Origin of the sequence: Streptomyces oceani (assembly GCF_001751245.1) — a bacterium.
Lineage (GTDB): Bacteria > Actinomycetota > Actinomycetes > Streptomycetales > Streptomycetaceae > Streptomyces > Streptomyces oceani.
The window spans coordinates 58294-73386 of sequence record NZ_LJGU01000095.1; the positions used below are offsets into that span (position 1 = coordinate 58294).

General features: G+C 70.1%; 14 protein-coding genes. 8 read left to right on the forward strand and 6 right to left on the reverse strand.

Annotated features, from left to right (window positions below; genetic code table 11):
- The first annotated feature begins 83 nt into the window (after positions 1-83).
- From AN216_RS02620 to AN216_RS02655, 8 genes are all read left to right on the forward strand, one after another.
- Positions 84-2357, forward strand: coding sequence for a heavy metal translocating P-type ATPase (locus tag AN216_RS02620; protein ID WP_070194929.1), 2274 nt, complete (start codon positions 84-86; stop codon positions 2355-2357).
- A gap of 114 nt (positions 2358-2471) precedes the next feature.
- Positions 2472-2753, forward strand: a complete 282-nt coding sequence (locus AN216_RS02625; RefSeq protein WP_070194930.1) for a metal-sensitive transcriptional regulator — start codon at positions 2472-2474, stop codon at positions 2751-2753.
- Positions 2754-2844: 91 nt separating this feature from the next.
- Positions 2845-3222 carry a BlaI/MecI/CopY family transcriptional regulator gene (locus AN216_RS02630; RefSeq protein ID WP_070194931.1) on the forward strand — a complete coding sequence of 126 codons (378 nt, stop codon included), beginning with the start codon at positions 2845-2847 and terminating at the stop codon, positions 3220-3222.
- Entirely contained in the window at positions 3219-4115 is an 897-nt protein-coding gene (locus tag AN216_RS02635; RefSeq protein WP_070194932.1) for a M56 family metallopeptidase, read from the forward strand. Before AN216_RS02630 ends, AN216_RS02635 begins: the two co-directional genes overlap by 4 nt.
- Before the next feature lie 331 nt (positions 4116-4446).
- Positions 4447-4827: a GNAT family N-acetyltransferase gene (locus AN216_RS02640; RefSeq protein WP_244502289.1), complete on the forward strand. Its 381-nt coding sequence runs from the start codon at positions 4447-4449 to the stop codon at positions 4825-4827.
- Positions 4828-5170: 343 nt separating this feature from the next.
- Positions 5171-5953, forward strand: coding sequence for a class I SAM-dependent methyltransferase (locus tag AN216_RS02645; protein ID WP_070194934.1), 783 nt, complete (start codon positions 5171-5173; stop codon positions 5951-5953).
- Positions 5954-6063: 110 nt separating this feature from the next.
- Positions 6064-7119 carry a helix-turn-helix transcriptional regulator gene (locus tag AN216_RS02650; RefSeq protein ID WP_244502290.1) on the forward strand — a complete coding sequence of 352 codons (1056 nt, stop codon included), beginning with the start codon at positions 6064-6066 and terminating at the stop codon, positions 7117-7119.
- An 82-nt stretch (positions 7120-7201) separates the two neighbouring features.
- Positions 7202-7621: a Fur family transcriptional regulator gene (locus AN216_RS02655; RefSeq protein WP_079166176.1), complete on the forward strand. Its 420-nt coding sequence runs from the start codon at positions 7202-7204 to the stop codon at positions 7619-7621.
- 126 nt (positions 7622-7747) lie between these two features.
- On the opposite strand, the gene AN216_RS02660 is transcribed toward AN216_RS02655, so the two are convergent.
- The 6 genes from AN216_RS02660 to asnB form a co-directional block, all read right to left on the reverse strand.
- Entirely contained in the window at positions 7748-7927 is a 180-nt protein-coding gene (locus AN216_RS02660) for a hypothetical protein (RefSeq protein ID WP_070194936.1), read from the reverse strand.
- Positions 7928-8253: 326 nt separating this feature from the next.
- The gene (gene mshA, locus AN216_RS02665) at positions 8254-9486 is read right to left on the reverse strand and encodes a D-inositol-3-phosphate glycosyltransferase (RefSeq protein WP_079166183.1); all 1233 of its coding nucleotides are present in this window, start codon (positions 9484-9486) and stop codon (positions 8254-8256) included.
- A 157-nt stretch (positions 9487-9643) separates the two neighbouring features.
- A complete protein-coding gene (locus tag AN216_RS02670) occupies positions 9644-11224 on the reverse strand; it encodes a class I tRNA ligase family protein (protein WP_070194937.1) in 1581 nt (526 codons plus the stop codon).
- A 39-nt stretch (positions 11225-11263) separates the two neighbouring features.
- Complete coding sequence (locus AN216_RS02675; RefSeq protein WP_070194938.1) at positions 11264-11992, reverse strand: SDR family oxidoreductase; 729 nt, start codon at positions 11990-11992, stop codon at positions 11264-11266.
- Positions 11993-12158: 166 nt separating this feature from the next.
- Positions 12159-12998, reverse strand: a complete 840-nt coding sequence (locus AN216_RS02680; RefSeq protein ID WP_170843007.1) for a PrpF domain-containing protein — start codon at positions 12996-12998, stop codon at positions 12159-12161.
- Positions 12999-13135: 137 nt separating this feature from the next.
- Positions 13136-15055: an asparagine synthase (glutamine-hydrolyzing) gene (asnB, locus tag AN216_RS02685; RefSeq protein ID WP_070194940.1), complete on the reverse strand. Its 1920-nt coding sequence runs from the start codon at positions 15053-15055 to the stop codon at positions 13136-13138.
- Positions 15056-15093 lie beyond the last annotated feature (38 nt).

Below are 15093 nucleotides of genomic sequence, written 5' to 3' on the forward strand. Positions count from 1 at the left end.
CGCCGCACCTGCCGTGCCCTGCCCGTCCGGACGGGCAGGGCAGCCCAGGCACCCGGACCCCGCTCTCAGCCCGAGGAGCAGTGATGACCACGACGACACCCGGCACAGCCGAGGTCGAACTCGCCATCGGCGGTATGACTTGCGCCTCGTGCGCCGCCCGGATCGAGAAGAAGCTCAACCGTATGGACGGGGTCGAGGCCACCGTCAACTACGCCACGGAGAAGGCCAAAGTCACCTACACCGGCGACCTGGAGATCAGCAGCCTCATCTCCACCGTCGAGGCCACCGGCTACTCCGCCACCCCGCCCGCACCCAAGCGCGAGGAGACCGGGCCGGTATCGGACGGCTCGGACGGCTCGGAAACAGCGCCCAGCGGGACCGACGAGCTGAAGCCCCTGCGGGAGCGGCTCATCGTCTCCACGCTGCTATCCCTGCCGGTCATCGCCATGGCCATGGCGCCGACCCTGCAGATCGAGTACTGGCAGTGGCTGTCGCTGACGCTGGCGGCCCCGGTCGTCGTCTGGGGAGCGCTGCCGTTCCACAAGGCGGCCTGGACCAACGCCCGGCACGGCGCCGCCACCATGGACACCCTGATCTCGGTGGGCACGTCGGCGGCGCTGCTCTGGTCCCTGTGGGCGCTGTTCTTCGGCACCGCCGGCGAACCGGGGATGACGCACCCCTTCGAGCTGTCCATCGCCCGTACGGACGGCGCAGCCAACATCTACCTCGAGGCGGCGGCGGGCGTCACCACCTTCCTCCTGGCCGGCCGCTACTTCGAGGCCCGCTCCAAGCGCAAGGCGGGTACGGCGCTCAAGGCGCTGCTCGAACTGGGCGCCAAGGAGGTCACCGTCCTGCGGGACGGTCGCGAGCAGCTGATCCGCACCGAGGAACTGGCCGTCGGCGACCACTTCCTGGTCCGGCCCGGCGAGACGATCGCCACGGACGGCACCGTGATCGAGGGCAGTTCCGCCGTGGACGCCTCGATGCTGACCGGCGAGTCGGTGCCGGTCGAGGTCGCCGTGGGCGACCCGGTGACCGGCGCCACCCTCAACGCCGGAGGCCGGCTGCTGGTGGAGGCCACCCGCGTCGGCTCCGACACCCAGCTCGCCCGGATGGCGAAGCTGGTCGAGGAGGCGCAGAACGGCAAGGCCGCCGCTCAGCGGCTCGCGGACCGCATCTCCGCGGTCTTCGTCCCGATCGTCATCGCGCTGGCCCTGGGAACGCTGGGCTTCTGGCTGGGCAACGGCTCGGAGCTGACGGCGGCCTTCACCGCGGCCGTCGCCGTCCTGATCATCGCCTGCCCCTGCGCCCTGGGCCTGGCCACACCCACCGCGCTCATGGTCGGCACGGGACGCGGCGCCCAGCTCGGCATCCTGATCAAGGGCCCCGAGGTACTGGAGAACACCCGCAAGGCGGACACGATCGTGCTGGACAAGACCGGCACCGTCACCACCGGCAAGATGACGCTGCTCTCGGTGCACACCGCCGACGGTCAGGACGAATCCGAAGTGCTGCGCCTCGCTGGTGCGTTGGAGCACGCTTCCGAACACCCCATCGCCCAGGCGGTCGCCACCGGCGCCACGGACAAGGTCGGCGCGCTTCCCACTCCGGAGGACTTCACCAACGTCGCCGGGCTGGGCGTGCAGGGCGTCGTGGAGGGCCGCGCCGTGCTCGTCGGGCGGGAGAAGCTGCTCGAGGAGTGGGTCATCGAGCTGCCCGCCGAGCTGTCCCGCGCCAAGTCCGAGGCCGAGGCAGCCGGACGTACGGCCATCGCGGTGGCCTGGGACGGTGAGGCGCGGGCCGTACTGGAGGTGGCCGACGCCGTCAAGCCGACCAGCGCGGACGCGATCCGGCGACTGCGCGCCCTCGGGCTGACCCCGATACTCCTCACCGGGGACAACCGCGCCGTGGCCGAGGCCGTCGCCGCCGAGGTCGGCATCGACGAGGTGATCGCGGAGGTCATGCCCCAGGACAAGGTGGATGTCGTCAAGCGGCTCCAGGACGAGGGCAGGTCGGTGGCCATGGTCGGCGACGGCGTCAACGACGCGGCAGCGCTCGCCCAGGCCGAACTGGGCCTGGCGATGGGCACGGGCACGGACGCCGCCATCGAGGCGGGCGACCTCACCCTGGTACGGGGCGACCTGCGTGCCGCCGCCGACGCCATTCGCCTGTCCCGCAAGACGCTGTCCACCATCAAGTCCAACCTGGCATGGGCGTTCGGCTACAACGTGATGGCCCTGCCGCTGGCCGCCGCGGGCCTGCTGAACCCGATGATCGCGGGGGCGGCCATGGCCTTCTCCTCGGTGTCCGTCGTGGCCAACAGCATGCGGCTGCGCACCTTCCGGGCCGCGGACTGACGCGGACACCGCACAGCCCGAGGGGGCGACCGGCCCGCCCTGCCGGACGGCGCCCCCTCGGCCCGACCGAACAGCGCGTCTCTCCGTGACGACCCACCACCAGAAGAGGGCACCGTGGCCGGCTACGCACCGCACAAGGACTCCGTCGTTCGCCGCCTGCGCCGCATCGAGGGGCAGGTCCGGGGACTCCAACGCATGGTCGAGCAGGACACGTACTGCATCGACGTACTGACCCAGGTTTCCGCCACCACGTCAGCGCTGCAGTCCTGCGCGCTGGCGCTGCTGGACGAACACCTGAACTGCTGCGTCAGCGACGCGCTGGAACAGGGTGGGGAACGCGCCGAGGCGAAGGTCAGCGAGGCATCGGCCGCCATCGCGCGGCTCGTACGAGCCTGACCCGGGGCCCGGTGTCGAGAAGCGGGTGGCCCTGTCAACTGGTCGTACGATAAGAGGCGTTCCCCGACCGGCGAACAAGCAGGAGGCAAGTGTGCGGGGGCTGGGCGAGCTGGAGGGCGAGATCATGGACCGGCTGTGGGACTGGGGACGTGGGACGGTGCGCGCCATCGTCGACGACATCAACCACAGCCGCTCCGTGGCCTACACCACCGTGATGACCGTGGCCGACATCCTCCATCGCAAGGGTTGGGTCCGACGCGAGAAGGTCAACCGCGCCTGGGTGTACGAACCGGTGCACTCCCGTGAGTGGTACACCGCCGCTCTGATGCAGGACGCGTTGGGCAGCAGTAACGACCGTTCCGCCGCGCTGCTCTGCTTCGTCGAGGAGATGTCCAGCGAGGACGTGGCGGCCCTCGACGCCGCCCTACGCTCCCGGGACCAGTCCGGCCCGTCCGGCGCACTGAAGTGAGCCATCATCTCCTGCCCCTCCTCCTCACGGTCCTGGGCAGCGGTGTTTTCACGCCAGAGCTCCTCGCCAGGTCCGAGTGGTCCCACCAGGTGCCCCGGCTTGCCGCCACGACCTGGGCCGCGCTGAGCGTCATCTTCGTCGGCGCCTCGGGTGTGGCCCTGTCGCAGGTGCTGCGACCAAGCGACGCCGGGCACCATCTGCTGAGCCTGTTGTCGGCGTGCCAGCCATGGACGGGCGAGAACTCGGAGGTGGGCCCCGTCCTGGTGACGACGGCCCTTCTGATCGTGCCATTCGCCGCCGCCGTGCTGTGGAAGCTCCGCAGCTCCTCACGGAGCCGGCACCAGCACGCCTCGACACTGCGGCTGGTGGGGCGTCGGATGGGCGGGATTCCGGCGACCGTGCTGGACCACGACTCCCCCGTGGCGTACTGCCTTCCCGGACGCACGCCCCAAGTCGTGGTCACCTCCGGGGCGTTACACAACCTGACCGAGGCACAACTAGCAGCCGTACTGACCCACGAGTGGGCGCACATCAGGGGCCGTCACCACATCCCGGTGGCGGCCGCCGAGGCGTTCGGAACCGTCTTCGGTCCGCTTCCGCTGGCGCGCCACATTCGGTCGCAGGTTCCGCTCCTGATGGAACTGGCAGCTGACGACCGTACGTTACGCCGCTGTTCCCGCGACGCCTTGGCCGCCGCGCTCTACGTTATGGCAGCGGGGCAGGCCCCACGGGAGACGCTCGCCGCCGGTGGTCCGTCGGCGGCGCTTCGCATCCGACGCCTCGTCAGGCCGCAGCGGCCGAACCGCACCGTACCCCGCGGACTGCTGTGCCTCTTCCTCTCCGCCATACCCACGGTCCCGCTTCTCGCGGCCTGTTGCACTCTCCCGGCCTAGCGCGGTCGAAACGAACCCAAGAACTACTAATTTACTAAGGAATTCAGTAGACAGGCCCCGGTTCGCCCTTTCGTTCCGTCCCCGCTATTCTCATTCATCTGACCAAATCAACGGCGGCTCACAATTCCCACCCATACCCCTGTTTTCGCGCCGCTCACGCCGCTAGGGTCGGCATGCGGGAAGAGGGCCGCCGCAAGGAGGTACTAGGCCTATGACGCCGGTCGACGTGCGGCGAGCAGTCCCAGCAGAGGCCTCCGCGGTGTCCAGGGTATTGGCTGAGGCAATCAGAGCCAGCTACACGGACCACTTAGCAGAAGCCACCCTGTTGCGCATGATCGGAGAGCAGTGCTCCCTGCCGCGCATTCGCGCGGAAATCGGTATTCCGGGGGGAACTCCGGGCTGGCTCGGCTGGCTGGTGGCAGTGACCGCCGACGGCACGGTTGTCGGCGCCGTCGCGGGCGGCGTTCCGTCATCGGAGACGGGGGAGGTCTACTCCCTATGCACCGCGCCTGCCCATCGTCGCGGGAGAATTGGCAGCCAACTGCTTTCGGCCGCCACCGACCAGCAGAAGACACACCGGGCTCGGCGCCAGGCCATCTCTGTCCGTTCCCCGGACGACCCCCTGCTGCCCTTCCTGCGTCACCACGGCTTCCAACTCCAGGACCCTCAGCCGGAACAGGACGACACGCTGCGCTGCCTGCGGGACCTCTGACCGGTCGCCATCCGGTCGGTCGCCGCTTCCTGGCAGATCCACGCCATCGCGTGGACACGCAGTCGCGTTCGCTGGCTCCCACCCACAGGCCCGGGCCACGATGTGTGGCATACGGCGCGGCCCCGGCGGCACGGGTGCCCCGCCCGGATTGGCAGGGGACCGGCCGACCGACCTTCCTGGAGGAGCGATGGACGCACATACCAGCGCCGGCAGGCCGGCCCTGCTCGATCCCTCGTGCAGACCTTCGAGCGGCTGTAAACCCGCGGCGGGTTCGGTGCCACGACTCTTCCCCCGGGAGGCGGATTTCCCGGAGTTCCACTCGTGGCTTCCCGGATTGGAGTCCATGGCTCCGCTGTCACCCGATGACCTGTGGCTCCAGGGTTCCGTGCTGGGGCCGTTCAGCGCCGACATCGTCGGCTACCTCGGACTCGCCCGCGCGACCGGAGGCCCGGTCCTCGATCTGGGGTCGGGAGCCGGGCGGCTGACCGTCCCGTTCGCCCGGCACGGGTTCAGCGTGGAAGCGGTGGACCGGGACGCGCCCAGCCTGGCCCAATTGCGGTCCTGGGCGGCCCGTTTCGGGCCACGGGTCAACCGATTGGTGACCACCACCAAGGCGGATCTCACCGAGTTGCGACTCAGCGGCTGTTACCGACTCGCGGTGCTGGCCGGCGCCATGGTCGCGACCATTCCGCCAGAGGCCCGTCGCGGAGTGTTCCGCGAGATCGCCTCGTGTCTCGGCAGGAGCGGCACACTGGCTCTCGACTTCACCGTGCACGAGGCCTCAGAACTTCGCGACCACCCACGTCGCGAAAGCACCTTCCACGTCCCCCGGTTCGACGAGGTCACCGAACGCGTGCGGTATCGTCAGGAGTTCTTCCCGTCGGACGTACGGGAACTGGTCACCTACGACTGTGAGCGTTCCGCGCAGGGCCATGCGCACCGGGTGCGGCTGACCACCGAGAAGTGGATCGTCGAACCGGCGCGGCTGCACGAGGACCTTCGCGCCGCGGGCCTCCGTGTCGTCGTGACGAACAGACATCGACTCGACCGGCGCACGCGCAGCGTCCTACTCGTCTGCGCGCCCCTGGATTCCGAGCCTCCCCCGGCGGGACCACACGCACCGTAACGCGTCATGTGACGCGCGTCACAGGGGAATTCCGAGTCGAGGGTAAATGCCGCCTCATGTGACATAGTTTCCGAGGGGCACACCAGGCGACGAGGGGAGTCTGCGGCACCGTGGCGGGAATCAGGTCCGGGGGGCGTTCGGATGTGACCGACGTGACGCTGACTCTCTATCAGGCACTGCGCAGCCGCGGGGCGTCCAGCTTCGCCGAGTCCGTCGCCGACCTGGGACTCACCCCGGACGAGATCGCGGACAGCCGAGCCGAGTTGGTGGCACTGGGACTCATCGTCCCGACGGGAACCGCGCACGACAGCCAACTGGCGCTGGACGACGGACGCAGTCCCGAGGAGGAGACGGACGCCGTCGCCGTGATCGCTCCGGAGATCGCCCTACTCCGGCTGCTGGAACGCGAGCAGCGCAGGCTGCGGGAACGCCTGACCGAGGCCGACGAAGCCTACGAGCGACTGGAGCACCTAGCAGCCCGGTTCCTGCGCGCCGGCACCCTCGACCAGGCCCAGGTCGAGGTCGAGGTCCTCACCGACTACCGGCGGATACAGCAGGTCCTGGAGGACATCGCGGATGTCATCCAGCACGACCTCGCCTCACTGCACCCGGGGGCGCTGCGCCGCGAGATCCCGGAACGCGCCCTGGACCGGGACAGACGCCAGCTGGAAAGCGGAGTGCGGGTCCGCGCCGTCTACAACCGCCGGTTCGCCTCCGTGCCCGAACAGGCGGAATACTTCCGTCGCAAGGTGGAGCTGGGAGTGGAGGTTCGGCTGTCACCCGTGGTCCCGATGGACATGGTGCTGGCCGATCAGCAGTTCGCCTTGCTGCCCGTCGACCCGGAGGACACCTCCGCGGGGGCCATACTCGCCCGTGGCTCCGCCCTCGTACGCTCGTATCTGGCGCTGTTCGAGTACTGCTGGCACACCGCCACCAGTTACGGCGAGCAAAGCACGCCCGAGCAGGGCGGCGACGGGCTGACGGAACAGCAGCGAGCCGCGCTGCGCATGCTGGCCTCCGGGATGAAGGACGAGAAGATCGCCCGCAGTCTCGGGGTCTCCCTCCGGACGGTGAGCCGGGTGCTCTCCGAGCTGATGCAGGAGCTCGGCGCCTCCAGCAGGTTCGAGGCCGGAGTACGCGCCACCCGGCTCGGCTGGCTGGACTAAGCCTGGGCGGGCGCTCCACTTCTTGACCGGGGCCGGTTGTACGATGTTGACAAACATTTGGTCCCCGCAAGAGGGCGGAGCGATGGCACGGGAAACGGCACAGACAGACGAGGCGATGATTCAGCGGCTCCGCGACGTCGGCCTCCGCGTCACCGGGCCGAGGCTCGAGGTGCTGCGGGTCCTGTCCTCGGGCGAGCACCTGGACGTCGAGGCGATCACCAACGCGGCCCGGGACCGGCTGGGCACGCTGACCAGCCAAGCCGTCTACGACATGCTTCGGCATTTCCTGGACACCGGACTGGTCACCAAGTTCGACCGCCCGGGATGGCCCGCCGTGTTCGAGATCGGCGACACACCGCACCAGCACGCACTCTGCGTGACCTGCGGCCAGGTGGTCAACATTTCGGTGACGCCCGAGGAAATCCCACGCAAACGCCTCCGGGGCTGGAATCTGGACTCCGTTGAGATCACTTTCAAAGGGGACTGTCCAGACTGTCGTTGATCCGAGGACTTTCCGAGTAATCCACCCTCGAACTGGGTCGGGTAGACGCTTAGGCGATCGCAAAAAGGGGTCGGGGCCCGTCCCCTGCGGAACGGACCCCGACCCCTTGCCGTTACTTCCTACATTCTACTTCCCAGCGATGGGCCATTCGCTCCCCGGCGACGATTCCACGGACCGCTGCGAGACCGGCGCCTCGTCGAGCGCCAGCACCGCGGAGGGGACGGCAACTGCCGAGCAGAGCAGGGTCGCGGCGAACAGGCGAACGAGAACCGGGCGCAGGTTGCTGGTGTGGAGTGCGGCGGTCATGAATCCTCCAGGATATGGAAGCCATTAAGGTCGGTGCCTCCCCACCCGTGCCGCCGGGTTTCCGGGGTGACACTTAAATAATGGCCCCTCGCCGGTCCGCTCACCAGAGTTTTCGGGGTTCGTGCTCACGCCATGGCAAGGACGCGACAAAATTCCCGGGAGGGAAACGAGGAAGAGGGTCAGCCGCACTCCGAACCACTCATTTTGATTGAAGCATAGTTTTTAACTCCCAAAAAAACTGCTAGGCTTCTGGAGTGGCTTCCCCTGGCCTCCAGGAGGGGGTAGCCACCTGGGGCAGAGACGTGCCGCCGCCTCTGCCCCTCCCCCTAACCCCGGGGCGTCAGCGCCTCGCGGGCGGCCCGGTACACGTCGAGGGTCTCCTTCGCGGCACGCTCCCAACTCAGCCCGGAGGCATGCCGTACGGCACCGCGGCCCATCAGCTCCACCAGATCCGGGCGTTCGGCCCACCACAGCAGGCGCAGCGCGTAGTCGACCGGATCATGGCCTGCCACCAACAGCCCCGTGACGCCGTCCCACACGGCGGTGGGCAGACCTCCGACGGCCGCGGCCAGGACCGGGGTTCCGCATGCCTGGGCCTCCAGCGCCACCAGTCCGAAGGACTCGCTTCGCGAAGGCATCACGACGACATCGGCGGCCCTGTACCAGTCGGCGAGCACGTCCTGCGGCACCGCTCCCCCGAACCGGAGGACGTCCGCGATACCCATTCGGGCGCACATCTTGTGCCAACGCTCCGGTTCCGCGGTGCCGGTACCGCTCAGTCCGCCGATGACGGGTACCAGCAGCCTGCGCCGCAGTCCCGGTGCCATCCCGAGCAGTTCGACCACCGCCCGGAGCAGCACGTCGGGCCCCTTGAGCGGTTGGATACGGCCCGCGAACAGCGGTACGAAGGCGTGCCGCGGTATCCCCAGCCGGTCCCGGGCCGCGGCACGTCCGTCGCCCCGATGGAATATCCGCAGGTCGACGCCTGGGCGTACCACGTCCGTACGCGCGGCGCCGTACAGTGACCTGAGCGCCTCGGCTTCGGCGGGGGTGTTGGCGATGAGCCGGTCGGCCGAGCCGATCACCCGGTGCTCGCCCTGCACGCGGTGTTCCGGTTCCGGGGTGTCGCCCTCGGCTAGTGCGGCGTTCTTCACCCGGGCGAGCGTGTGCATGGTGTGCACCAGTGGTATCCGCCAGTGCGCCGCGGCGATCCGGCCGACCTGTCCCGAGAGCCAGTAGTGCGAGTGGACCACGTCGTACGGGCGACCGTTCCGGTCGGGATCGGTACTGCGGAGCAACGAGAGCGAGAACTCCGCCAACCGGTCCGGTAGTTGCTCCTTGGCCAGGGGCGCGCGTGGGCCCGCGACCAGATTTCGCACCCGTACTCCGGGGCCGAGGTCAACGCGCTGCGGCTGGCCCTGGGCGCCGCACCGTGTGAACAGGTCGACGTCCGCGTCCTGTTCGGCGAGGCACCGGGCCAGCTGGCGCATGTAGACGTTCATCCCGCCGGCGTCGCCGGTTCCGGGCTGGTGCAGCGGTGAGGTGTGGACACTGAGCATGGCGACGCGCAGCGGGCGGTTCGCGGCCGGGCCTGAGGTCACGTGGACTCCCTGTACGTAGGGCCACGTGCGCTGCCGCCGCGTACCGACGCCCAGGCACGCGGCGGGCGATGCGGACTCCCGGTTGCCCGGAAGGGTGAAGCGGGATGGAGCGTTCTCAGAACCCGAAGACGGGACCCGAGGGCGGTGCCAGGCGGCTCCCCGGCGGTGGCGGGGACAACGCCGCGGCCGTCACCGGGGCGCCGGGGGCGAGCCCGAGCGCGGCGGCGAGCCGGTCCGCGCCTTCCGGCATGACCGGCCGTACCCACGCCGTGAGCGCGGCCGCCACGGCGAGCTGGGCCGCGAGCGCACGCTGGCGCTCGGCCCCGCCCTCGGGGTGGCCCAGGTCGGGGGCGTTGACGTCGCCGAAGACGGCCACGCAGCGCACCGCTTCGTCCAGTACGGCCACCGCACGCCTCGGGTCGAGGTCCTGCGGGCCGAGGGCCTCACGCAGGTCCTCCACCGTCCGCTCCAGGCGACGGAGCAGGGTGGGCCAACCGACTCCGCCCGGTTCGGCGTCCGGCACGACTCCTCCGCACTCCTGTCGGACCGCGGTGAACAGTCCGCTCAGCCACCGGTTCCAGGACGCGTCCAACAGCGTCCGGGTACGGCGGAGTTCCTCGTGACTGAAGGCCGTACGACGGGCGGCGGGACGCTCCTGGAGTACGTGGCGGCGCAGGGTGTCCGAGCCATGCTCGGCAAGCAGGTCGATCGCCCACAACGGGGGCTCGCCGCTCCCGACCGCCGGCTCCGCCAGGAGGTACGACTCGTTGACGACGAAGTCCTGCGGGAGTTTGAGGCCCTTCGCGAACATCAGCAGCGGCAGGAGCACCGCGTGGCTGAAGGCGTGGCCGAAGCCGCAGAAGTGGACGGTCCGGTCCGGCTCTGGCCGCCCGTCGAAGGAGTAGCTGTACAGGTGCAGCGCGGCCGCCTCGAAGCAGGCGTCGACACGGTGCTCCGGAAAGCCCGCCACCGGCACGGGTACACCCCACTCTCCCGGGTGGCTGACAGCCAGTTCGGGCAGCCCGTCCTCGGCCAGCTGCCGACACATGGCGACGAGCCGCGGCGGCATTCCGGCTCCCTCGGACCAGTACTCGGTAAGACGCTCCCGGAAGGGTTCCAGCGGGAGATAGAGGCGACGGCAGCGGCGGGGCCGTGCCTCGGCACCGCACAGAGCGCACTCCGCGTCGAGCAGGTCCCCGCAGTCGTTGGGGCGCGCGCACTCGTGGCACATCCCCCCGGCGCAGGTGGCCTCGCAGTGCGGGCAGTTACCGACGACGTGCGCGCCGTACAACCAGCGGTCGCAGGGGGCGCAGTACGGCAGCGGCCGGGTGCGGGGGACGATCAGGCCCTCGGCCGCCATCCGTCCGTACAGCTCCCTGATCCAGCCGACGAAGGCCGTGGAGGCACCGGGATGCACGATGTCGTCGAACTCGACGCCCGAGCTCAGCCAGTCCGCGGCGATGGACTCACGGTAGCCCGCGGCGACCTCGCCGGGCTTGCGTCCGACCCGCAGCGACTTGACCTCCACGGAACTGTGGTGGTCGCTGGTACCCGTGGTGAACAGCACCGACGTGCCGTCCGCGCGAAGGAAGCGGCTGAGCATGTCGGCGGCGACGTAGGGGCCGGCGAGGTGGCCGACGTGCAGTTCGCCGTCCGTGGCGGGCGGCGTCGCGGTGATCCAGATCGGCCCGGTCATGAACGAACCTCCTTCACGAGTCTGACGCGGTCAGCGCGGTCAGCGCGGTTCGAAGTGGAACGAGCGAATGAAGAAGTCCCGCGGCTGCTCGACCGCGTAGACGATGCATTCGAAGAGTGCTTGCGTGGTGAGTTTGTTGTCGGGATCACGGGGAGTTCCCTCCCACTCGGAGAACTTCGGGTCCGAGGTCGAGAAGTCGGGCGGATAGAGTGAGAACACCCGGACCCCGGAGGGCCCCAAGCGCCGGGAGAGGATGTCGGCGAATCCGGCCTGCGCGCTCTTCGCCGCGTAGAACGCCTCGTGTGCCCGGGAGTTGTCCTCTCCCGCCGTTCCGCAGACGGAAACCATGTTGACGATGTCCGGCCGGTTACTGGACCGAAGCAACGGCAGGAAGTGCTTGACCATCAGTACGGTCCCACCGGCGGTCGATTCGATGGTCTCCATGATCTGCTCGTCCGACGCGTCGTCGAGCGCCGTCCCGTCCAGCCATCGGGCGCCGTTGTTGACCAGGAGGTCGACGCGGTCGGTGCGTTCCAAGACCTGGCGTGCGAAGTTCCTGATCTCACCGGCTCTGCTGAGGTCGCAGCCGAAGGCGTGGATACGGTCCCGGGCGGCGCCGACGACATCGGCGCGGGTCTGCTCGGCGGCCGCCAGAGTGCGCGCCGAAACATAGACCTCGGCCCCGAGATGGGCGAATCCCACGGCGAGTCCGCGACCGAAATGACGTGAAGCGCCGGTAACGACGACGCGAAGGTTATCGAATTTCATCCTCGACCTGTTTCCCCGTTCCCTGGCACGCGGCCAGGACAATGGATTCGGTTTCCAGTGGACCGGGTTTCCGGTGATTCCGGTTCCTCGGGGGCATTCCCGTGCGGGGTGTCCTCATCATCCTGGCAGAGGCCGGGCGGGTAATCGACGTGTGGCCGCGGCGCGTTCACGCGGTGGCGTACGTACGCCATCGCGCCAGGTCCGTGTACGTCCGCAGGACCGTGGCCCGTTTGCGCCCGACGCCCGTCCCGTACAGCACCTTCCCGGCGCTCCCGGACACGCCGGTGTCGGCCGTGGCGAGAACGGGGCCGCCGGGGGTGTCCAGGTGCAGCGCGGCGGGTGAGCAGCCCGAGGCACGGGCGAGAGCGTGGGGCAGGGTGCCCTCGACCGCGCAGGCTGCCGCGAGGCAGGCCGCGCCGGTGAGCGCGATGCCCGGATGCCAGCCCGGCACGGTCACCGCCCGGACGGCGAGCCGCCCGGGCCGGAAGGCGCCCACGACGGCGATCTTGGGCAGCGTACGTCCCAGATGCAGCCCGAACCGGCGTGCCGCGGCGCCGCGCAACCGCTCCAGCCGCCGCAGGAGCCGATGGTCGGCGCGGGTCAGCGCCTCCAGGCTGGTGAAGCCCAACCGGGCGGCGTCCACGAAGACATACGGATTGCCGAGCGCGACCAAGGAGACCGGGAGAAGCCGACCGTCGAAGGAGAGCGAGTCCACCGGACGTCCGGTGGTCAGCAACCGGCGCGTCGGCAGCGGCGGATCGTGTACGAACCGCAGCCGGAGCCGGCCGGCGCCGTCGGGCGAACACACCGCCCGCTCCCCCGTGTTCAGCATCCGCACCCGCACCGGACCACGGCAGCCCAGCGCGGCGACCGAGGCCAGCATCGAGTGGCCGCAGCCGGCCCCGAGGTCGAACTGTTCCGGCGCTCCGGGCAGGCACTGCGCGAACCGGTAATCGAGGTCGTGACCGGCGTCCGCCGAGGGGTTGACGAGGGCGAACTTGAGCACGTGCCCGCTCCCGTCGGCCACCAGCCGTCGTCGGACCCGGCCCAACAGAGCCGAGAGTTCCGTCTCCTGGTGTGGGAAGGGGCCGGCCAAAACGAACGTGGGACAGGGAGCGCCGTGGACCCGGACCGTATGACCGATCACGCCGCGGCCTGCTCCGGCACGCCCCCGTGGCCCGGGCTTCCGGAGGCGAGCTCCGCCAGCTGCTCCTGCCACAGCTGGTGCACCAGCAGCGCCCATACGGCCGTCGCGGTGCCCGGCGCGGGCCTGCGGGTCTGCCGGTCCAGCAGGGTGGAGACGTGCCGGGACGAGAGCCGGCCGTCAGCCCGCAGGCGGGCCGGCGTGAGCACGTCGCGGGCCAGGTCAAGCAGGGGCTGGCCGGGGCCCAGCATCGCGGCCACCGGCAGCGTGAACGGCTGCTTGGAGCGGCGTAGTACGGAGTCCGGCAGGAGTCCGCGCCCCGCCGCGTACAGTGCGCGCTTCCCCTCGCGGCCCGCGACGGGCAGGGCCGATGACCAGGCGGTGACGGCCGGCTGGCAGAACGGCAGCCGGGCTTCGACACCCGCCGCCATGCTCAGGTGATCGGTGCGGCGCAGGTGGTACCCGGGGAGCCGCCGCGTGGTCTCGAAACGAGTGAGCGCGTCCAGCCGGGCGCGTCGCTCGCACATGTGCCGCTGGTGCTTCTGACGCCGCTGGTCCAGTTGGTTCCGTGTGGCGTCGGCCCGCAGACCGGCGACGATGCGGTCGGCGGTGGCCTGGCGTTCGCGGAGGAGCGTGTGGAACTCGGGCGTGTACAAGCGCTCGCGCAGGGACCGCGGCACCGCGGCCAGCGCCTCCACGTACGGCTCTGCCCAGTCGCTCCCCGGTGGGGCTGCGACGGCGGCTCGCACCCGGTCGTACCCGCCGAAGAACTCGTCGGCTCCGTCCCCGGTCAGGGTCACCGCGAAGCCCGCCCGCCCGATGGCCTCGTACAGCACGAGGCTGCTGAGGGTGATCGGGTCGGCGTTGGGCTGTCCGAGGTGCCGCACGGTGCGCTGGAGCAGGCTCGGGAACCGTGCTGGTTCCGCCTCGACCTGGTGGTGTACGGTCCCGCAACGCCGAGCGACGGCCCGGGCGTAGCCGTGTTCCGAGTGTGGCCATCTGCCCCGGTACGTCAGGTGGTAGCTGTGTACGGGCAGGCTTCCGGCGACCCGGGCCTGTTCGGCGGCGAGCGCGGTGACGAGGCCGGAGTCGAGGCCACCGCTGGTGACGACGCAGACCGGGCGGTCCGCTCGGGCGAGCCGGTGGACCTCCCGGCGGAGGGTGCGGCGGAGTCCGGCGCCCGGCGTTCGCAGGTCCCTGCGGTCCGGCTCCGTGTGGGTGGCGAACGCGCGCCGGTGGTGGGTACGCAGCCCGTCCCGCCCGACGGCCACGGCGGTGGTGCCGGGGGGCAGCACGGCGATCCCTCGTAACGCGGTCCGCTCGCCCATACAGGCCCGGGTGGTGAGGTATTCGTCGAGTGCCTCGGGGCGGGGATCGACGGGGACGCCGTCGAAGGCCAGCAGCGCCGGGAGTTCGGAGGCGAAGTGGACGGCGCCGTCCGGGGCTTGGTGGTGGTAGAGGGGTTTCATCCCCAGGTCGTCGGTGGCGAGGACCAGCCGCGCGCGGTCCCGAAGGTCCAGTAGAGCCACGGCGTACATACCCTCCAGGTGTTCCGCGAAGCCGAGGCCGTACTCCGCGTACAGGGCGGGCAGCAACGTGCCGTCGCACCGGTCGGGGAAGGTGTGTCCCCGACCGGCCAGGCGCCGGCGCAGTTCGTGGTGGTTGTACAGCTCGCCGTTGAACACGGCGACGATGCCGGGGGCACCGGGAATGCCGTGGGCCTCGGGGCCGGCGGAGAGCCGGTACGGCTGGCGGCCGCCGTCCGGATCGGTGACGGCCAACCGGTCGCATCCCAAAGACCAGTCCGGCCCGACGCACAGTCCTTGGGCGTCGGGACCGCCGTGGCGCTGACGGGCGGAGACGACCGCGAGCTCCGACTCGGTCGTGGCGGTGGCGAATGAACCGAAGATCCTGCACACGACGGGTCCTCTCGCAGCGACTGTCCGGGGCTGTCGGA